This is a genomic window from Arthrobacter sp. STN4 (genome assembly GCF_024539665.1).
In the GTDB taxonomy this organism is placed as follows: Bacteria; Actinomycetota; Actinomycetes; order Actinomycetales; family Micrococcaceae; genus Specibacter.
Map to the genome: position 1 here is coordinate 40,566 of NZ_JAKZGX010000011.1, position 19,437 is coordinate 60,002.

17 protein-coding genes are annotated in these 19,437 nt (G+C 69.9%); 13 read left to right on the plus strand and 4 right to left on the minus strand.

The window, feature by feature from the left end; translation table 11 throughout:
• Window positions 1-71 precede the first annotated feature (71 nt).
• From pyrR to MMF96_RS10090, 13 genes are all read left to right on the plus strand, one after another.
• Window positions 72-680, plus strand: coding sequence for a bifunctional pyr operon transcriptional regulator/uracil phosphoribosyltransferase PyrR (gene pyrR, locus MMF96_RS10030; RefSeq protein WP_256883459.1), 609 nt, complete (start codon window positions 72-74; stop codon window positions 678-680).
• Window positions 677-1,696: an aspartate carbamoyltransferase catalytic subunit gene (locus MMF96_RS10035; RefSeq protein WP_176615887.1), complete on the plus strand. Its 1,020-nt coding sequence runs from the start codon at window positions 677-679 to the stop codon at window positions 1,694-1,696. The genes pyrR and MMF96_RS10035 overlap by 4 nt, the downstream gene beginning before the upstream one ends.
• The gene (locus MMF96_RS10040; RefSeq protein ID WP_256883460.1) at window positions 1,693-3,009 is read left to right on the plus strand and encodes a dihydroorotase; all 1,317 of its coding nucleotides are present in this window, start codon (window positions 1,693-1,695) and stop codon (window positions 3,007-3,009) included. Before MMF96_RS10035 ends, MMF96_RS10040 begins: the two co-directional genes overlap by 4 nt.
• Window positions 3,009-3,566: a hypothetical protein gene (locus MMF96_RS10045; protein WP_256883461.1), complete on the plus strand. Its 558-nt coding sequence runs from the start codon at window positions 3,009-3,011 to the stop codon at window positions 3,564-3,566. The genes MMF96_RS10040 and MMF96_RS10045 overlap by 1 nt, the downstream gene beginning before the upstream one ends.
• A complete protein-coding gene (carA, locus tag MMF96_RS10050; protein WP_256883462.1) occupies window positions 3,559-4,758 on the plus strand; it encodes a glutamine-hydrolyzing carbamoyl-phosphate synthase small subunit in 1,200 nt (399 codons plus the stop codon). Before MMF96_RS10045 ends, carA begins: the two co-directional genes overlap by 8 nt.
• A complete protein-coding gene (carB, locus tag MMF96_RS10055) occupies window positions 4,758-8,060 on the plus strand; it encodes a carbamoyl-phosphate synthase large subunit (RefSeq protein ID WP_256883463.1) in 3,303 nt (1,100 codons plus the stop codon). Before carA ends, carB begins: the two co-directional genes overlap by 1 nt.
• Complete coding sequence (pyrF, locus tag MMF96_RS10060; protein WP_256883464.1) at window positions 8,053-8,943, plus strand: orotidine-5'-phosphate decarboxylase; 891 nt, start codon at window positions 8,053-8,055, stop codon at window positions 8,941-8,943. The genes carB and pyrF overlap by 8 nt, the downstream gene beginning before the upstream one ends.
• Before the next feature lie 114 nt (window positions 8,944-9,057).
• Entirely contained in the window at window positions 9,058-9,378 is a 321-nt protein-coding gene (gene mihF, locus MMF96_RS10065) for an integration host factor, actinobacterial type (protein WP_176615892.1), read from the plus strand.
• Entirely contained in the window at window positions 9,375-9,995 is a 621-nt protein-coding gene (gene gmk, locus MMF96_RS10070; RefSeq protein ID WP_375141425.1) for a guanylate kinase, read from the plus strand. Before mihF ends, gmk begins: the two co-directional genes overlap by 4 nt.
• A gap of 35 nt (window positions 9,996-10,030) precedes the next feature.
• On the plus strand, window positions 10,031-10,288 hold the full coding sequence (rpoZ, locus tag MMF96_RS10075) for a DNA-directed RNA polymerase subunit omega (RefSeq protein ID WP_176615894.1): 258 nt from the start codon (window positions 10,031-10,033) through the stop codon (window positions 10,286-10,288).
• Window positions 10,289-10,313: 25 nt separating this feature from the next.
• Window positions 10,314-11,675 (plus strand): phosphopantothenate--cysteine ligase family flavoprotein, encoded by a 1,362-nt coding sequence (locus MMF96_RS10080; protein WP_256883494.1) that lies wholly within the window; start codon window positions 10,314-10,316, stop codon window positions 11,673-11,675.
• A gap of 77 nt (window positions 11,676-11,752) precedes the next feature.
• The gene (metK, locus tag MMF96_RS10085) at window positions 11,753-12,955 is read left to right on the plus strand and encodes a methionine adenosyltransferase (RefSeq protein ID WP_256883465.1); all 1,203 of its coding nucleotides are present in this window, start codon (window positions 11,753-11,755) and stop codon (window positions 12,953-12,955) included.
• A gap of 165 nt (window positions 12,956-13,120) precedes the next feature.
• Window positions 13,121-15,289 (plus strand): primosomal protein N', encoded by a 2,169-nt coding sequence (locus MMF96_RS10090; protein ID WP_256883466.1) that lies wholly within the window; start codon window positions 13,121-13,123, stop codon window positions 15,287-15,289.
• Window positions 15,290-15,375: 86 nt separating this feature from the next.
• On the opposite strand, the gene MMF96_RS10095 is transcribed toward MMF96_RS10090, so the two are convergent.
• From MMF96_RS10095 to MMF96_RS10110, 4 genes are all read right to left on the minus strand, one after another.
• Complete coding sequence (locus MMF96_RS10095; RefSeq protein WP_256883495.1) at window positions 15,376-16,434, minus strand: glycosyltransferase family 1 protein; 1,059 nt, start codon at window positions 16,432-16,434, stop codon at window positions 15,376-15,378.
• Window positions 16,435-16,526: 92 nt separating this feature from the next.
• The gene (locus tag MMF96_RS10100) at window positions 16,527-17,417 is read right to left on the minus strand and encodes an alpha/beta fold hydrolase (RefSeq protein ID WP_375141426.1); all 891 of its coding nucleotides are present in this window, start codon (window positions 17,415-17,417) and stop codon (window positions 16,527-16,529) included.
• 52 nt (window positions 17,418-17,469) lie between these two features.
• A complete protein-coding gene (locus tag MMF96_RS10105) occupies window positions 17,470-18,303 on the minus strand; it encodes an aldo/keto reductase (RefSeq protein WP_176615898.1) in 834 nt (277 codons plus the stop codon).
• A gap of 57 nt (window positions 18,304-18,360) precedes the next feature.
• The gene (locus MMF96_RS10110) at window positions 18,361-19,323 is read right to left on the minus strand and encodes a sugar-binding transcriptional regulator (protein ID WP_306295826.1); all 963 of its coding nucleotides are present in this window, start codon (window positions 19,321-19,323) and stop codon (window positions 18,361-18,363) included.
• Between the last annotated feature and the right edge of the window lie 114 nt (window positions 19,324-19,437).

Sequence of the window (19,437 nt, forward strand, 5' to 3'; positions counted from 1 at the left end):
TGATAGCTTGGGAAGCACTAACCAACCTTTTAATTCCGTCCTGTGAGGCGGGGAAAGGGGACACCAGGGAAATGACCAGCACCTCTGCACCATCCGGGGACCGCACGTCCGGCGCAGCAGCGCCCAGCCCGTCCCGCATGGTCCTATCCGCAGCGGACATCGACCGTGCGCTGACCCGCATTGCCTATGAAATCCTCGAAGCCAACAAAGGCTCGGAAAACCTCCTGCTCCTGGGCATTCCGCGGCGCGGCTTCCCGCTCGCGCAGCGCCTGGCCGCCAAGCTGGCCGCCACCGATCCCAGCATCGACCCGGCCGCCATCACCGGACAGCTCGATGTCACCATGTTCCGCGACGACCTGGCCCACCAGCCCACCCGTGCCCCGCAGCGCACGGAACTGCCCGCCTCCGGGATCGACGGCAAGGTGGTGGTGCTCGTGGACGACGTCCTGTACTCCGGGCGCACCATCCGTGCGGCCCTGGACGCCCTCGTCGACCTCGGCCGGCCCCAGGCAGTGCGCCTGGCGGTCCTGGTGGACCGCGGCCACCGCGAACTGCCCATCCGGGCCGACCACGTGGGCAAGAACCTGCCCACGTCCTCCGCTGAAAAGGTGCGTGTGCGGCTGGCCGAAATTGACGGCCCCGGCACTGTCGACGAAGTTGTCATCGAGGCCGGCGCATGAGGCACCTGCTGGACACCGAAAGCCTCAGCAGGGACCACGCCATCGCCATCCTGGACACCGCCCAGGAAATGTCGGCGGTGGGCGAACGCGAGGTCAAGAAGCTGCCCGCCCTGCGCGGGCGCACCGTGGTGAACCTGTTCTTTGAGGACTCCACCCGCACCCGGATTTCCTTCGAGGCCGCCGCCAAAAGGCTGTCCGCTGACGTCATCAACTTCAGCGCCAAGGGCTCCTCGGTGTCCAAGGGCGAGTCCCTGAAGGACACCGCCCAGACCCTCGAGGCCATGAGCGCGGACGCGGTAGTGATCCGGCACTGGGCCTCGGGCGCCCCGGCCCGGCTGGCCAACTCCGGCTGGATCGACGCCGCCGTCATCAACGCCGGCGACGGCACCCACGCCCACCCCACCCAGGCACTGCTGGATGCTTTCACCATGCGCGCCCACTGGGCCGGGCTGGCCGGCACGCCCTCCGTGGGCGGGGATCTCGCCGGCATGCGCGTGATCATTGCCGGGGACGTGCTGCACTCGCGCGTGGCCCGCTCCAACGTATGGCTGCTGCGCACGCTCGGCGCCCGGGTGACGCTCGTGGCGCCGCCCACCCTGCTGCCGGTCGGCGTCGAACACTGGCCCTGCGAGGTCAGCTACGACCTGGACGCGGCCCTGGAAAAGGGCGTGGACGCGGTCATGATGCTGCGCGTGCAGGCCGAACGCATGAACGCCTCCTTCTTCCCCTCCACCCGCGAATACGCCCGCCGCTGGGGCTTCGACGACGCCCGGCTCGCCCGCCTGGACGCGCTGGCGCTCAAGGACACCATCGTCATGCACCCGGGCCCCATGAACCGTGGCCTGGAGATTTCCTCCGCCGCCGCGGATTCGCCCCGCTCCACCGTGCTGGACCAGGTCCGCAACGGCGTCTCGGTGCGCATGGCCGCCCTCTACCTGCTGCTCTCAGGGGACCTGAAGTCCACCCCGGCACCCGCCCCATCTGCCGCCCTGCCCCTTGTAAAGGACCTGCCATGACCCCCGCAAGCTACCTCATCCGCTCGGCCTCCCTGCTGGGCGGCGCGACGGCGGACGTGCTGGTCCGCGACGGGGCCATCGCCGCCATCGGCGACGGACTGGACCACGACGGCACCACCGTCATCGACGCCGCCGGCCTGGTTGCCCTGCCCGGCCTGGTGGACCTGCACACCCACCTGCGCGAACCCGGACGCGAGGACGCCGAGACCGTGGAGACCGGCACCCGCGCCGCGGCCCTGGGCGGCTTCACGGCGGTGCATGCCATGGCCAACAGCTCGCCCGTGGCCGACACGGCCGGCGTGGTGGAGCAGGTCTGGCAGCTGGGCCGCGAATCCGGCTGGGTGGACGTGCGCCCCGTCGGTGCCGTGACCGTGGGCCTGGCCGGGGACCAGTTGGCCGAGCTGGGCGCCATGGCCGATTCGCGCGCCCGCGTCCGCGTCTTTTCCGACGACGGGATCTGCGTCAGCGACCCGGTCATGATGCGCCGGGCCCTGGAATACGTCAAGGCGTTCGACGGCGTCATCGCCCAGCATGCGCAGGAGCCGCGCCTGACGGCCGGCGCCCAGATGAACGAAGGCAAGGTCTCCGCCGTCCTCGGCCTGGCCGGCTGGCCCGCCGTCGCCGAGGAATCCATCATCGCCCGGGACGTCCTGCTCGCCCAGCACGTCGGCTCCCGCCTGCACGTCTGCCACGTCTCCACGGCAGGGTCGGTGGAGATCATCCGGTGGGCCAAGGAACGCGGCATCAACGTCACGGCCGAAGTCACCCCGCACCACCTGCTGCTGACCGAGGAACTCGTGCGCAGCTGGAACCCCGTCTACAAGGTCAACCCGCCGCTGCGGGCCGACGAAGACGTCCACGCACTGCGCGCGGCGCTGGCCGACGGCACCATCGACATCGTCGGCACCGACCACGCCCCGCACCCCAGCGAAGCCAAGGACTGCGAGTGGGCATCCGCCGCCATGGGCATGACCGGGCTGGAAACTGCGCTGTCCGTGGTCCAGGAAACCATGATCGAGACCGGCCTGATGACGTGGGCGGACTTTGCCCGCGTCACCTCCACCACCCCGGCACGGATCGGCCGGCTCACGGACCAGGGCCGCCCGCTGGAAGTGGGGGAGCCGGCGAACCTGGTCCTGGTGGACCCGGCCGCCCGCTGGACGGTGGACCCGCAGGCCATGGCCACCAAGGGCCGCAACTCCCCGTTTGCCGGACTTGAACTGCCCGGGCGCGTGGTGGCCACGTTCTTCCGCGGCCATCCCACGGTCCTGGACGGCGCGCTGAACACCCCCTGCCTCCACGGGGCGAACTAGTGGGCGCGCGCACCGTCCCGGTGCTGATCACGTTCGCGATCCTGCTGGCCATCTTTGTGCTCATGTGGTGGGGCTGGCGCGGCCGGCTCCGACGTCAGGCCGGCATTGCGGGGCTCCCCGCCGTCCCGGACGACGCCGGGCCCGCCGCCTTGAGTGTGGCCGGCCAGTACGTCACCACCACCTCCGCCGGGGACTGGCTGGACAGGATCGCCGCGCACGGCATGGGCATCCGCACCAACGCCACCCTGGAACTTCGCACCACCGGCGTGCTCCTGCTCCGCAAGGGGGCCGCGGACGTGTACATCGCCGCGGACGCCATGACGGAAGTCTCCACACAGGCGGGGATGGCCGGAAAATTTGTCGAAAAGGACGGCCTGGTCGTTATCACCTGGCGGCTGGGGGAGAAGCTGGTGGACACCGGCTTCCGCACCACCGACGCCGCGGCGAAAAAGCCGCTCGTGACGGCCCTCCGGGCACTGGTCCCGGCGCAGCCGGACCCGCCCGCAACAGAATTACCTGACGCAGACCACGGAAGAAAGAACGATGAGAATGAGTGAAGCAAGCGTGCCCGCACAGGCAACGACACCTGCCCTGCTGCTGTTGGAAGACGGCCGCGCGTTCCGCGGCACCAGCTATGGCGCAGTGGGAAGCGCTCTCGGGGAGGCCGTGTTCACCACCGGCATGACCGGGTACCAGGAAACCCTGACCGACCCCTCCTACGCCCGCCAGCTGATCGTCCAGACGGCCCCCCACATCGGCAACACCGGCGTCAACGCCGCGGACAACGAGTCCACCCGCATCTGGGCTGCCGGCTACGTGGTCCGCGACGCCGCCCGCCGCCCCTCCAACTGGCGTTCCGAGGGGACGCTCGACGACGAACTTGCCGCCCAGGGGATCGTGGGCATCCAGGGCGTGGACACCCGTGCCGTCACCCGGCACCTGCGCGAGCGCGGCGCCATGAAGGCCGGCATCTTCTCCGGCGACGCCGCCGCCCGCCCCGAGGCCGAACTGCTCGGCGAAGTCCTCGCCCAGCCGTCCATGGAGGGCCTCCAGCTCGCCGAAGAGGTCACCGTGCCGAAGGCCTACGCCGTCGAACCGGCCGACCACGGCTGGGAGGGCGAGACGCTTTTCAACATCGTCGCGCTGGACCTGGGCATGAAGTCCATGACGCCGCACCGCCTGGCCGAGCGCGGCGTCCGCGTCCACGTGGTGCCCGCCTCCACCACCTTTGAGGAGGCCATGGCGTACCGGCCCGACGGCGTATTCCTCTCCAACGGCCCCGGCGACCCCGCCACGGCGGACCGCCAGGTCGGCTTTGTGCGCAGCTTCCTGGAAGCCGGCGTGCCCTACTTCGGCATCTGCTTCGGCAACCAGATCCTGGGCCGCGCGCTGGGCTTTGGCACCTACAAGCTGCGCTACGGCCACCGTGGCATGAACCAGCCGGTCATGGACCGCAGCACCGGCAAGGTCGAAATCACCAGCCAGAACCACGGCTTCGCCGTCGACGCCCCGCTGGAGGGCGCCACCCAGGCCCCGGAGGAACGCTTCGGGAGGGTCCAGGTCAGCCACATCAGCCTCAACGACCAGGTGGTCGAGGGCCTGTCGTGCCTGGACATCCCCGCCTTCTCGGTCCAGTACCACCCCGAGGCGGCGGCCGGCCCGCACGACGCCGCCTACCTGTTCGACCGTTTCATCGCGCTGATGGACCACAACAAAACCGCCAAGACCAAGACCGAGGAAGCCAAGTAATGCCGAAGAGAGAAGATCTTAAGTCCGTCCTGGTCATTGGTTCCGGCCCGATCGTCATCGGCCAGGCCGCCGAGTTTGACTACTCCGGCACCCAGGCGCTGCGCGTGTTGAAGGAGGAGGGCCTGCGGGTCATCCTCGTCAACTCCAACCCGGCCACCATCATGACCGACCCCGAGTTCGCCGACGCCACCTACGTCGAGCCCATCACCCCCGAGGTGGTGGAGAAGATCATCGCCAAGGAACGGCCCGACGCCGTCCTGCCCACCCTGGGCGGGCAGACGGCCCTGAACACGGCCATCGCCCTGGACAAAAACGGTGTGCTGGCCAAGTACGACGTGGAACTGATCGGCGCCAACATCGCCGCGATCGAGCTGGGCGAGGACCGCGAAAAGTTCAAGGGCGTCGTGGCCCGCTGCGGCGCCGAATCGGCCCGCAGCCACATCATCCACACCATGGCCGAGGCCTACACGGCGGCCGAGGACCTGGGCTACCCCATGGTGGTCCGCCCGTCCTTCACGATGGGCGGGCTGGGCTCCGGGCTGGCCTACACCCCGGAAGACCTGGAACGCATCGTGGGCCAGGGCCTGCAGTACAGCCCCACCACCGAGGTCCTGCTTGAAGAGAGCATCCTCGGCTGGAAGGAATACGAGCTGGAGATGATGCGGGACAAGAACGACAACGTCGTGGTGGTCTGCTCCATTGAAAACTTTGACCCGGTGGGCGTCCACACCGGCGATTCCATCACCGTGGCCCCGGCCATGACGCTGACGGACCGCGAGTACCAGAAGCTGCGCGATATCTCCATCGCCGTCATCCGCGAAGTCGGCGTCGACACGGGCGGCTGCAACATCCAGTTCGCGATCGAGCCGGACACCGGGCGCGTCGTCGTCATCGAGATGAACCCGCGCGTCTCGCGCTCCTCGGCCCTGGCGTCCAAGGCCACCGGCTTCGCCATCGCCAAGATCGCCACAAAGCTCTCGCTGGGCTACACGCTGGACGAGATCCCCAACGACATCACGCGGAAGACCCCGGCCTCCTTCGAGCCCACGCTGGACTACGTCGTCGTCAAGGTGCCCCGCTTCGCCTTCGAGAAGTTCCCCGCGGCGGACCCCACCCTGACCACCACCATGAAGAGCGTCGGGGAGGCCATGGCGATCGGCCGCAACTTCACCGAGGCCCTGCAGAAGGCGCTGCGCTCCCTGGAACAGCGGGGCGCCAGCCTGGACTTCTCCTCCGTCAACGCCCTGGACGTCCCGGAGCTCATCGAGGCCGCCAAGCGCCCGACGACGGAGCGCCTCTCGCAGGTCCAGCGTGCCCTGCTCGGCGGCGGCACCGTGGAGGAACTCTACGCAGCCACGGGGATCGACCCCTGGTTCCTGGACCAGCTGGTCCTGCTCAACGAGGTGGCCGTCTCCATCCGCCGGTCCACGGCCCTGACGCCGGAGATGCTGCGGCTGGCCAAGCGCCACGGCTTCTCCGACGCACAGATCGGCGCCTTGACGCACAACAGCGAGGCCGTGGTGCGCGGCGTCCGCCGGGCACTGGACATCCGCCCCGTCTACAAGACCGTGGACACCTGTGCGGCCGAGTTCGCCGCCTACACCCCGTACCACTACTCCTCCTACGACGAAGAGGACGAGATCGGCCTGCACGCCAAGCCGTCCGTCATCATCCTCGGCTCCGGCCCCAACCGCATCGGCCAGGGCATCGAGTTTGACTACTCCTGCGTCCACGCCTCCATGGCACTGCGCAAGGCCGGCTACGAGACGGTCATGGTCAACTGCAACCCGGAGACGGTCTCCACCGACTACGACATCTCCACCCGCCTGTACTTTGAGCCGCTGACGCTCGAGGACGTGCTGGAGGTCATTGCGGCCGAGGAACGCACCGGCGGCGTCATGGGCGTCTTCGTCCAGCTCGGCGGCCAGACGCCGCTGAAGCTGGCGCAGGAGCTGGCCGACGCCGGCGTGCCCATCCTGGGCACGTCCCCGGAGGCGATCGACCTGGCCGAGCACCGCGGCATGTTCTCCCGCGTCCTGGACGAGGCCGGGCTGGTCGCGCCCAAGAACGGCACGGCCGTCTCCTTCAGCGACGCGAAGAAGATCGCCGACGAGATCGGCTACCCGGTGCTGGTCCGCCCGTCCTACGTCCTGGGCGGGCGCGGCATGGAAATCGTCTACGACGAGGCCAACCTCTCGCGCTACATCAAGAACGCCACGGAAATCACCGAGGCACACCCCGTCCTGATCGACAGGTTCCTCGAGGACGCCATCGAAATCGACGTCGACGCCCTCTATGACGGCAAGGACATGTACCTGGGCGGCATCATGGAGCACATCGAGGAGGCCGGCATCCACTCCGGCGACTCCGCCTGCGTGCTGCCGCCCATCACGCTGGGCAAGGACGTGCAGGCACGCGTCGCCAAGGCCACGCGCGCCATCGCCGAGGGCGTGGGCGTGCGCGGGCTGATCAACATCCAGTTCGCCCTCGCCTCCGATGTCCTCTACGTGCTCGAGGCGAACCCGCGCGCCTCGCGCACCGTGCCGTTCGTCTCCAAGGCCACCGGCGTGCAGATGGCCAAGGCGGCCGCCCTCATCGGCACCGGGGTGTCCATCGCGCACCTGCGCAGCGTCCACCACATCCTGCCCGAAGTGGGCGACGGCGGCACCCTGCCCGACCGTGCCCCGGTGGCCGTGAAGGAAGCCGTCATGCCCTTCAGCCGCTTCCGCACCCCCGAAGGCCACGTCGTGGACTCCCTGCTTGGCCCGGAAATGCGCTCCACCGGCGAGGTCATGGGCATCGACAAGCACTTTGACACGGCCTTCGCCAAGAGCCAGGCCGCGGCCAACGGGGCCCTGCCCGTCTCCGGCAAGGTGTTCGTCTCGGTGGCCAACCGGGACAAGCGCTCCATCATCATGGCCGTCAAGCGCCTCGTGGACCTCGGCTACGAGATCGTCTCCACGGGCGGCACCGCCGATGTGCTGCGCCGCAACGGCATCCCTGCCACCACCGTGCGCAAGATCGGCGAGGACACTGCCGGCGGGACGACCATTGTGGACCTCATCAACGACGGCGGGATCGACATGGTCTTCAACACCCCCTCCGGCGGCCAGGCGCGCGGCGACGGCTACGAGATCCGTGCCGCGGCCGTCTCCAACGGCCGCCCCTGCATCACCACGGTGGCGGAGTTCAACGTAGCCGTCCAGGCCATGGAGGCGCTGCGCAGCTACGAGTGGGGCGTCACCAGCCTGCAGGAACACGCGGCCGTCCTCCAGGCCGGCCTGGCGGCGCAAAATGCCTAGCGCGGACCCCGCCGGCCCGGCTTCCCGGGACCCGCGCCCGGGGCAGGCCGGCACCCGCGAACCGTTCGGGGCACGGCTCGCCGCCGCCATGGCGGACCGGGGCCCGCTGTGCGTGGGCGTGGACCCGCACCCCGGGCTCCTCGCGGCCTGGGGGCTGGATGACTCGGTGCAGTCCCTGCGCACGTTCTCGCTGGCCGTCCTGGAAGCGGTGGAACCCGTGGCGGCCGCCATCAAGCCGCAGGTGGCCCTCTATGAACGCCACGGCTCGGCCGGGCTGGCCGTGCTCGAGCAACTGCTCGCTGCGGCCGCCCGGGCCGGCGTGCTGACCATCGCCGACGCCAAGCGCGGGGACATTGGCTCCACCATGGCCGGCTACGCCGACGCCTGGCTGCGCGACGGCTCGGCCCTCGCCGCGGACTCCGTGACGCTGAGCCCCTACCTGGGCTTTGAGTCGCTGCGCCCGGCACTGGACCTGGCCGCCGCCAACGGACGCGGCGTGTTCGTCCTCGCCCTGACCTCCAACCCGGAAGGCGCCTCCGTCCAGCACGTGGGCGGTGCCGACTCGGTGGCCCGGCGCATCGCCCGGGCGGCCGCCGTCGAAAACCAGCGCTACGCCGGGGCGGCCCTCGGATCGGTGGGCCTGGTGGTCGGCGCCACGGTGGGGAACGCGTTGTCGGAGCTGGGGATCGACCTGGCCGCCGTGCACGGGCCCCTCCTGGCACCGGGGCTCGGCGCCCAGGGGGCAACGGCGTCGGACATCAAGAACACCTTCGGGGCCGCCTACCCGGCCGTCCTGGCCACCTCCAGCCGCGGCATCCTGCAGGCCGGGCCCAGCGTTGCCGGCCTGCGCCGGGCCGCGCAGGAAACCCTGCAGGGTCTGTAGGGGCGGCGGTGCCGCCGGCTGTGGATTGATTTTCGCGGCCAGGTGCGGATAGGTTCGATTCACACCCCGTAGTGCAGAACCTGTCCGCACCGCTGCCACGCCAAGGAGCCCGTTGTGAGTTTGCCGCCACTCTCAGACCAGGAACGGGCCGCGGCGCTGAAAAAGGCCGCGGCAGCCCGGACCGTCCGCTCGGACACCAAGCGGCGCCTCAAGACGGGGGACGTGTCCGTGGCGGACGTCATAGCGGCCTCCGCCGCAGAACCGGCCCTGGGGCGGCTGAAGGTGACAGACTTGTTGGAAGCCCTCCCGGGCATTGGAAAGGTACGTGCAACTGTGATCATGAGCGAGCTGGGCATAGCCCCGACCCGCCGCCTGCGGGGCCTGGGCATCCACCAGCGCCGCATGCTCGTCGACTACCTGGGCCAGGGCCTGTGACCGGCGGCGCCGTCCACGTTCCGGGCGAAAACACCCTGCGCACCAAGCCGCGCTGCGGGGTGACGGTCCTCGCCGGACCCACCGCGGTCGGGAAAGGCACCGTCTCCACGTTCATCCGGGACAACTACCCCCAGGTGTGGCTGTCCGTCTCCGCCACCACCCGGCAGGCCCGCCCCGGTGAGGAAGAGGGCGTGCACTACTTCTTCAAGACCCCCGAACAGTTCGACGAGCTCGTTGCGCACGGGGACCTGCTGGAATGGGCCGTGGTCCACGGCACCAACCGCTACGGAACCCTGCGCAGCTCCGTCGAGGCGGCCGTCGCCGCCGGCCGCTCCGTGCTGCTGGAGATCGACCTGCAGGGCGCACGCCAGGTCAAGGCGGCCATGCCGGAAGCCGATTTCGTGTTCCTTTCCCCGCCCAGCTGGGATGAACTGGTCCGCCGGCTCGTGGGCCGCGGCACGGAATCGGAGCAGGAACAGCACCGCCGGCTGGAAACGGCTAAACTGGAACTTGCTGCCCAACCGGAGTTTGACTTCACCATCGTCAACGATGATGTCAGCCGTGCCGCAGCCGAGCTTGTCACCCTGATGGGGCTAACCCCCAACCACCGTGGCTGACCCGGCACCACCCATACACATTTTGGAGAAGTAAATTGACTACACAGCCCGAAGGCATCATCAACCCGTCCATTGATTCGCTGCTGAAGGCCGCGGACTCCAAGTACGGGCTGGTCATCTTTGGTGCCAAGCGCGCCCGCCAGATCAACGCGTACTACGCGCAGCTCCACGAGGGCCTCTTTGAGTACGTGGGCCCGCTGGTGGACACCAAGCTGAACGAGAAGTCCCTCTCCATCGCCTTCCGCGAGATCGACGAGGGCCTGCTGGTCTCCACCCCGATCGAAACCGCATAAGGGCGGATTGCGTTCCTTGGCCGCACTGAACATCGTCCTGGGGGTGGGCGGCGGTATCGCCGCCTACAAGTCCGCCCTGCTGCTGCGCCTCTTCACCGAGGCGGGCCACCAGGTCACGGTCATCCCCACGGAGGCGTCCGTGAAATTTGTCGGCGTGGCCACCTGGGAGGCGCTCAGCGGCCGGCCCGCCACCAACAGCGTCTTTGACGCGGTGGAAAGCGTCAACCACGTGAGGATCGGCCATGAGGCGGACCTCATCGTGGTGGCACCCGCCACGGCCGACGTGCTGGCCAAGGCGGCCGCGGGCCTGGCCAACGACCTGCTGACCACCACGCTGCTCATGGCGCGCGGCCCGGTCCTCTTCGCCCCCGCGATGCACACCGAAATGTGGCGGCATGCGGCCACCGCCGCGAACGTGGCCACCCTGCGTTCACGCGGCGTGCATGTCCTGGAGCCCGCCACCGGCCGGCTCACCGGCCCGGACAGCGGCCCCGGCCGGCTGCCGGAGCCCGCGGAAATCTTCGCCGCCGCGATGGCGCTGGTGGAGGGAGGCCGTCCTTCCGCCGCGGACGACGCCGGGTCCCCGGCCCCCGTACCTTCCCCCGGCACTGATCGTTCCGCCGGTACCGCGCCTTCCCATGCCGCGGCCGGTGCGCCGGCCGCGGGCGCCGCACCTGCCGACGGCAGCAGCCGGCTGCTGGCCGGCAAGCGGGTCGTCATCACAGCGGGCGGCACCCGCGAACCGCTGGACCCGGTCCGGTTCCTTGGCAACAAGTCCTCCGGCAAGCAGGGCGTCGCGCTGGCGGAATCAGCCCTCGCGGCCGGCGCCGAGGTGATGCTGATCCACGGGCACATGGACGTGGCCCCGCCGCCGGACGCCAAGCTGCACAGCGTGGACACCGCCCTGGAACTGCGGGCGGCCACCTTGTCCGCGGCCGCAGGGGCCGACGTGGTGATCATGGCGGCCGCCGTGGCGGACTTCCGCCCGGCCACCATCTCCGCGGGCAAGATCAAAAAACGCGACGACGTCGCCGACCCTGTCATCAAGCTGGTCCGCAATCCGGACATCCTGGCGGAGGTCGTGGCGCACCGCGCCGCGCAAAACCTGTCCCAGCTCATTGTCGGCTTTGCCGCAGAGACTGGCGACGAGGAACACGATGCCCGCAGCTATGCCGAGGCCAAGCTGGCCCGCAAGGGCTGCGACCTGCTCGTGGTCAACGAGGTCGGCCCGGGCGAGACGGGGCAGGAGCGGGTGTTTGGCCGGGACGGGAACCAGGTGGAGATCCTGGCCCGCGACGGTGCCGGCCCCGTGCAGGCCGCAGGGTCCAAGCGCCAGGTGGCGGACGCCGTCGTACGGGTCATCGCGGAGCGCCTCGGCACCACTTGACCGGGCGGCCCGCCCCCGTGTGCCATCCCACGCCCCGCGCCTGCCGGCGCCCGCCAACAAACTAGTAGAGTAGAGCAGTGACAACAGCGAACCCCTTGCGCCTTTTTACCTCTGAATCCGTGACCGCAGGCCACCCGGACAAGATCTGCGACCAGATCAGCGACGCCATCCTGGACGCGCTGCTGGCCGAGGACCCCAATTCCCGCGTCGCAGTGGAGACCATGGCCACGACCGGCCTGGTCCATGTCGCCGGGGAAGTGACCACGGATGCGTATGTGGAAATCCCCGCGATTGTGCGCAACACCATCCTGGACATCGGCTACGACTCCTCCGCCAACGGCTTCGACGGGGCCCGCTGCGGCGTGTCGGTATCGATCGGCCAGCAGTCCCAGGACATCTTCGAGGGCGTCTTCAACTCGCTGGAGGTCCGCGAAGGCACGGCCGTGGACGAGGACGACGCGCAGGGTGCCGGCGACCAGGGCCTCATGTTTGGCTACGCCAGCAACGAGACCGCATCCTTCATGCCTACGCCGATCTTCCTGGCCCACCGCCTCTCCGAACGGCTGACCGACGTGCGCAGGTCCGGCCTGCTGGCCTACCTGCGCCCCGACGGCAAGACCCAGGTCACGATCGGCTACGACGGCGACGTCCCCGTCTCCGTGGACACCGTGGTCATCTCCAGCCAGCACGCCGAAGGCACGTCCCTGGACCGGCTGCGGGCGGACCTGCAGGAATTCGTCATCGCGCCCGTCCTGGACGCCTCCGGCCTGGACTTCTCGGCCGTGAAGACGCACCTGAACCCGGCCGGCCCCTTTGTGGTGGGCGGCCCGGTGGGCGACGCCGGCCTCACGGGGCGCAAGATCATCGTGGACACCTACGGCGGCATGGCACGGCACGGCGGCGGCGCATTTTCCGGCAAGGACCCGTCAAAGGTTGACCGTTCCGCCGCGTACGCCATGCGCTGGGTGGCCAAGAACGTCGTGGCCGCCGGGCTCGCCGCCCGTGCCGAGGTGCAGGTGGGCTACGCCATCGGCGTGGCACGCCCCGTGGGCATCTACGTGGAGACCTTTGGCACCGAGACCGTGGACCCTCGGCGGATCGAGCAGGCCATCGAGGCCGTCTTCGACCTGCGGCCCAGTCCCATCATCCGGGACCTGGACTTGAAGCGCCCCATCTACGCCAAGACCGCCGCGCACGGCCACTTCGGCCGGGACGACCCGGATTTCACGTGGGAAAACCTGGACCGCGTGGACGCCCTGAAGGCCTTCTTCAACGCCTAAGGCCGCCAACGCACGGGCGTTGTCCACAACCGGCCCCGGGGGCCGTCCGCATGTCGGTGCCCTGTGGTTGGCTGGTTGTGGGGCCGGGCGGCGGCCCCGGTGGCAGGTTTCGTGACCGGCCCGGCAGTTCGCAACGGGGCCGGCACGGCAGGGGAGGAGGACGCCATGGACGACAGACAGGAACAGCCCCGTAAGGAGGGCGTCCAGCTTTCGCTGCTCAGCGGCTTCGTGGGCCGTGAACGGGTGGCGGACCCGCACAGCGGGGTGGAACTGGCCCCGCTGCTTCCCGTGGCCCGGGTGTCCATCGACTCACCGCTGCCGCACCTTGACCGGATCTTCGACTATTCGGTGCCCACGACCCTCGACGGGCAGGCCCGCCCGGGCGTGCGTGTCCGGGTGAAGTTTTCCGGCCAGGACCTCAACGCCTTTCTCGTGGACCGCGTCGCCGAATCGGAATCGGAGCGGCTGGTGCCGCTGTCCCGCGTTTATTCGGCCGTCCCGGTCCTGGCGCCGCAGGTGCTCGAACTCGCCCGCCAGGTGGCTGCGCGCTCCAGCGGCACCGTGGCCGACGTCCTGCGCGTCGCCGTCCCGCCCCGCGTGGCCAGCCTGGAAAAGGACTACCTGCGCAAGGCGCCGGATGCGGGCGGCGCCGCCGGACCGGGCGGGCCCGCTGAGGCCGGCGGTGCCGTCCCCCTGCCCGCGGCGCCGGCCCTTCCCGGCGCATCGCTGTTCACCGGCTACTCCCACGCCGGGGAGTTCCTGGCGGAACTGGCCATGGGCGCCTCGCCGAAGGGGGTGCTGCAGTCCCTGCAGGGCTACGGCCCGCAGTCGTGGCACCACCAGCTGGCCGAGGCGGCGGCCTGTTGCCGGCTCTCCGGCCGCGGCGCCATCGTGGTGGTCCCGGACCTGCGCGACCTTGAGCTGCTTGACCAGGCCTTTGCCGCCGTGCTGCCGGCGGGCAGCTTTGTGAAGTTGACTGCCGACGACGGCCCCACCCTGCGCTACGGGAACTTCCTGCGCGTGCTCAGCGGCGAGGTGAAGATCGTCATCGGCACCCGCTCGGCAGCCTATGCCCCCGTGCAGGATCTGGGCCTCGTGTGCTGCTGGGACGACGGCAACGAGCTCCACCTTGAACGCCGCGCCCCGTACCAGCACAGCCGCGACGTCCTCCTGCTGCGCTCGGGGATTGAAGACACGGCAGTGCTCATGGCCGGCCACAGCCGCAGCATCGAATCCCAGCGGCTCGTGGCCACCGGCTGGGCGCAGTCCCTCGTGGCCGGACGGCCCGCGGCCCGCACCGCCACAGCCCGGGTCATCAGCACCTCGGACAGCTACGAACAGGAACGCGACCCCCTGGCGTCCCTGGCGCGGCTGCCGCACCGTGCCTGGGAAGCCGCCCGGGCGGCGCTGCCTGCCGGCCCCGTCCTGGTCCAGGTGGCGCGGACCGGCTACGCCCCGGCCCTCGCCTGCCAGCGCTGCCGCGAAGTGGCGCGCTGCACCGCCTGCACCGGCCCGCTCATGCAGGCCCGTGCCGACGGGTCCACGCAGGTGCTGGTCATCTGCCGGTGGTGCGGCCGCGCCGAAAACAATTTCAACTGCCCCACCTGCGGCAACCGGTCCCTGCGGGCGCTGGCGGTCGGCGCCTCACGGACGGCCGAGGAACTGGGCCGGGCGTTCCCCTCGGCCACCGTGGTTTCCTCCTCCGGCGACCACATCAAGACCGTCATCCCCGACCGTCCGGCCATCGTCGTGGCGACAGTGGGCGCCGAACCGGTGGCGCCCCGCGGCTACGCCGCGGCCCTGCTGCTGGACGGCGACTCCCTGCTGCGGCGTGAATCGCTGCGCGCCGGGGAGGACACGCTGCGCCGGTGGATGAACGCGGCCGCGCTGGTCCGCCCGGCCCGCGACGGCGGCGTCGTGGTGGTGACGGCCGAGGACTCAGTGGAGGTGGCGGCCCTGGTCCGCTGGGACCCTGCCGGCTATGCCGAACGGGAGTTCGGGCTGCGCCACGGGCTGGGCCTGCCGCCGGCCGTCCGCGTCGCCTCGCTGACCGGCCCGGAGCACGACGTGGAAGCGTTCACCGCCGCGCTCAAGCTGCCGGCGGCCGTGCGTGTCATCGGTCCCGCCCCACTGGCGGCGTCCCGCTTCCCCGCTCCGTCCCCCGGCAGGCCGGCCGCTCCGGGGGAGGCCCCCGACTACCGCACGCTGCTGTTCTTCCCGTACGGGATCGCCGGCACCGTCACGGCGGCCATGCGTGCCCTCAAGGCGTCCAATGCCGCCCGCCGCGTCGGCCAGCCCGTCCAGGTCCGCTGCGACGGCGTCGACGTCATCTAGGCGGCTGCTACATCTAGGCGCCGGCTTCAGCGAAGCGGAAGCTTCATCCCGGAACGCCCGCTCCGCCATGCCGTGCAACGCGGGCATCACCGCCGTGTGCGCAGTTCCTCGACGATCGCGAGCAGTTCCCTGGCGGAATCGTCCCAGCTGAAGGTTGCCGCCCGGGCCACGGAGGCCGTGGAGCTGGCGGCCCAGGCCTCGTGGTCGTCCAGGGCGCGGACGGCGGCGGCGAAGGCGGTGGGGGAGTCGGCCGGGACGTAGTGCGCGGCCGTGCCGCCCACTTCGCGGAAGATGTCCGTGTCCGCCACGACCACCGGCGTGCCCAGGGCCATCGCCTCGACCAGCGGCAGGCCGTAGCCCTCGGCCTTGGAAAGCGTCACCAGGGCCGTGGTGCGCAGCAGCAGTTCGTCATACGCAGCATCCGTCACGCCGTTGTGGAACACCACCCTGGCGCCCGCAGGGATGAGTGCCTCCAGCTCCGCGCGCCGTTCCGGGGTGATGCGGCTGAGCAGGTGCAGCGTGAAGTCCGGCAGCCCGGCCATTCCGGCGATGAGTGTCTCCACGTTCTTGTACGGCATGAACGAGCCCATGTAGGCCAGGGACTTTTCCGGTGCCACGGCGGGGTCCCGCGGGACGCGCCCGCCCTGGGGTGCGTTGCCGACAATCCGGATGGGCCTGCGCGTCAGCCGGAACTTCTCCATCAGCCCCAGCGTGGTCCGGCTGATGGTGGCAACCGTGTCCGCCCGGTTCAGCAGCAGCCGCTGCGGCCAGTACGCCTTGTGGTACAGGCGCCACAGCACGCGCACCGGCGCCGGCAGGAAGCCCGGCGGGGCCGGGTGCTCGTAGTAGATCAGGTCGTGGAGTGTCAGCACCAGCGGGTATTTCCGGCCCCAGCTCCCCATGGTCTGCATGGGGCAGAACACCAGCTCGGGGCGGAGCTTGTTTACGTGGCGGGCAACAAACAGTTCCACCGGCGACAGCGGCGAGTTGACCTTGACCCAGGGCAGCTGCGGCAGCAGCGCCAGCTGGCGCTCGTCGTGGATGAGCATGGTCACGTCCGCGTACGGTGCGACGGCGGCCATGAGGCTGGCGCCGTACCGGCTGATGCCGTCGTGGTGGTCCAGCCGGGTGAAGCGGGCATCCATGACGATCCGGGGCCGGCGGGTGCCGGGGCCGGCGGCTCCCTGGCTGCCGGCCGTGCCTCCGTCGTGAGGGGGGGCCGGGGTGCTGCGGGGCGTCACGGGGCGGGGTGCCTTTCCAGGAAGTTGTTGATGGCGGCAGCGGCCGGCTGCGGGGTCTCATAGTGGATCAGGTGGCCCACGCCGCCGATGACCACCAGTTCGCCGTCGGGCAGGAGTTCCATGAGTTTGTGCTGGTTGGGCAGCGTGGCGATCTGGTCTTCGGCCCCGGCGATCAGGAGCACCGGCACGGCCAGCTGCTGTGCAACCTGGCGCACCGTGCCGCCCACGGAGGCGCGAAAGGACTCCAGCAGCATGTCCCGGTTGGCGAAGGCGCTGAAGTAGGCGTGGTGCTGGCCGTGGATAAACGCCAGCAGCGTGCGGTCCTTCGTCTTCGCCATGGCCATGCTCATCACGTGCACGATGGCCCAGTTGCGCAGCAGCGCGTTGCCCAGGGGTGCGGGGAGCCTGGCAGCGGCCCAGTAGTAGGACACGGCGAGTTTTGCCATGATGCCTTGGGAGCCTTCCAGGGCGGGGGCGGCAATGGGGTTGACCAGGATCAGCGGGAACGTCCGGCCCGGGTGCGCCGCCACGAAGTGGCTGGCCACGATGGAGCCAAAGGAGTGGCCCAGCAGCACGGTGTTCCCGCCCAGTGCCAGCGCGTCCAGGAACCCGGCCAGGAACTCCCCGTAGCCGTCCACGCTGTGCTCGGTGTGTTCGAAGGCGGGTGAGGCGCCAAAGCCGGGCAGGTCAGGCATGATGACCCGGTGGTCCGGCAGCAGCTCCACCACCCGTTCCAGGCCGTGGTGGTCGCCCCGGAAGCCGTGCACCATGACGATGGTGCGGGTGGCGGGCGTCCACTCGACGGGGGCGTAGTCCCAGTACCGCACCGCGGTCCCGGCCACCTCCACCGTGTGGGTGCCGGAACGGGCGGACAGGTCAACAGCGATGGGCGCGGGGCCCGGCGTCGTACTTTCCTTCACGTTCTCCCTCACCGGCCGGCTAGTTGACGTTGTTGGGGTTGGAACCGGAGCGGCGTCCGCTGTCCATGGCGGCCACAGCGGCCATGTCGGCGTCCGTCAGCGCGAAGCCAAAGACATCGAGGTTGGCGGACATCCGCTCCCGGCTCGAGGCCTTGGGGATCACCAGGTGGCCGGACTGCACGTGCCAGCGCAGCACCACCTGTGCCGTGGACCGGCCATGCGCCGCCGCCAGGCCGGCCAGGACCGGGTCGTCCAGGAGCTGCCCGCGGGCCAGCGGGCTCCAGGCCTGCGTGGCAATGCCCAGCTGTGCGTGGAGGGCGCGCAATTCGCGCTGCTGCAGCCACGGGTGCAGTTCCACCTGGTTGACGGCCGGGACCACCTCGGCCGTGTCAAGCAGGCGGTGCAGGTGCTCCGGTTCAAAGTTGCTCACGCCGATGGCCCGCACGCGGCCCTCCCGGTACAGGGTTTCCAACGCCCGGTACGTCGGAATGTACTTCCCCTGCTCCGGGCAGGGCCAGTGGATCAGGAACATGTCCAGGTAGTCCAGGCCCAGGCGGCCCATGGACTCGTCAAAGGCGGCCAGGGTGGAGTCGTAGCCGTGGCGGTCGTTCCACACCTTGGAGGTCACGAAGAGGTCTTCGCGCGGGGTCCCCGCAGCGACCGCGCCCTTGACCGCCTGCCCCACGCCCTCCTCATTGCCGTAGAGGGCCGCGGTGTCCACGGTGCGGTAGCCGATGTCCAGGGCGGTGGACACCAGGTCGGCGCAGTCGGCCGCCGGGACCTTGTAGACGCCGTAGCCGAGCGCGTCGATGGTGACGCCGTTGTTGAGCGGTACTTTGGGTGCCAGGTGCATGACTACGACTCTACCGAGGAATCCGTGCCGGACGGGTGTGGCACGGCCGGGCAGGCGCTATAGCCCGTCCAGGCTGTTGAGGAAACCGAAGATCGGGTCGCTGGAGTGCGCGTCCGCCTCGACGAGCTCCCGTGCGGTGCCCTCGTCCACGATCAGGTCGGTGGCCAGGCCGGCGGCGAGCGCGCCCCGCAGGCCCTTGATCTTCCTCGCCCCGGAAACCACGCAGATCCGGCGCCGGACCTTGCGCAGGCTGTCCAGGGAGGGCCCGCTGGAGCGGTCGTTGAGCACGATTCCCGCGTCGCTGCCGTCGTCGCGGAAGAAGACCGTGGCCACGTCGCCGGCCACGCCGCTGGCCTCCAGCTCGTCCAGGTCCGTTGAATCCAGGTAGCCGCCGGCATAGACGTGGCTGGGGACGTCGGCGTTCATGGAGCCCACGCCGAAGATGGCCGTGGTCATGCGTTCCTGCAGTTCCAGGATGCGCCGGACGCTGCGCTCCTGCCACATCATGTTCTTGGTCCGGGCATTGTCGAAGAACGCAGGGACGGGGAACTGCTCCACCTTGGCCCCGTACGCGCTGCCAAAGCGGCGGATGATCTCGGAGGCGTAGGTGATGCCGGTGGTCTGGGTGTTCCCGGCCCCGTTGAGCTGGACGATGGTGGTGCCGTGGGTGGTCTTGCGGGTCAGGTGCCGGCTGACCGCGCTGAGGGTGGAGCCCCAGGCCACGCCGATGACGGCGTTGGAGTCCACCAGCGTGGTGATGGTGCGTGCCGCCTGCATGCTCACCCGGTCCAGCACCTCCAGGTCGTCGAGCGTGTCGGAGACCGGAACCACGTGGACGTCCACCTGGTAGCGCTGGCGGATGGCCCGCTCCAGCTCGGGGGCCCTGTCTGCGGGCGTCTTGACCTGGATCTGCACCAGGCCCGTGTCCCGTGCCGTGGACAGGAGCCGGGAGACCGTGGAACGGGACGTCCGCAGCTCCCGGGCGATGGCATCCATGGTCTGGTCCTGCAAATAGTACATTTGTGCAGCGCGGAGGGTGTCCGACTGCTTTGCACGTTTGCTCGTCACGGTTCCCACGGCCTTTCTGCACATACGTGCAAACGGGTTGATTATATTTTTCACCTCATCCAAGAA

What these genes read in the sequence shown, in the direction of transcription:
- pyrR (WP_256883459.1), top strand. Translation starts at nt 72, where the DNA reads ATGACCAGCACCTCTGCACCATCCGGGGACCGCACGTCCGGCGCAGCA.
- MMF96_RS10035 (WP_176615887.1), top strand. Translation starts at nt 677, where the DNA reads ATGAGGCACCTGCTGGACACCGAAAGCCTCAGCAGGGACCACGCCATC.
- MMF96_RS10040 (WP_256883460.1), top strand. Translation starts at nt 1,693, where the DNA reads ATGACCCCCGCAAGCTACCTCATCCGCTCGGCCTCCCTGCTGGGCGGC.
- carA (WP_256883462.1), top strand. Translation starts at nt 3,559, where the DNA reads ATGAGTGAAGCAAGCGTGCCCGCACAGGCAACGACACCTGCCCTGCTG.
- carB (WP_256883463.1), top strand. Translation starts at nt 4,758, where the DNA reads ATGCCGAAGAGAGAAGATCTTAAGTCCGTCCTGGTCATTGGTTCCGGC.
- pyrF (WP_256883464.1), top strand. Translation starts at nt 8,053, where the DNA reads ATGCCTAGCGCGGACCCCGCCGGCCCGGCTTCCCGGGACCCGCGCCCG.
- MMF96_RS10090 (WP_256883466.1), top strand. Translation starts at nt 13,121, where the DNA reads ATGGACGACAGACAGGAACAGCCCCGTAAGGAGGGCGTCCAGCTTTCG.
- MMF96_RS10095 (WP_256883495.1), bottom strand. Translation starts at nt 16,434, where the DNA reads ATGGATGCCCGCTTCACCCGGCTGGACCACCACGACGGCATCAGCCGG.
- MMF96_RS10105 (WP_176615898.1), bottom strand. Translation starts at nt 18,303, where the DNA reads ATGCACCTGGCACCCAAAGTACCGCTCAACAACGGCGTCACCATCGAC.
- MMF96_RS10110 (WP_306295826.1), bottom strand. Translation starts at nt 19,323, where the DNA reads ATGTACTATTTGCAGGACCAGACCATGGATGCCATCGCCCGGGAGCTG.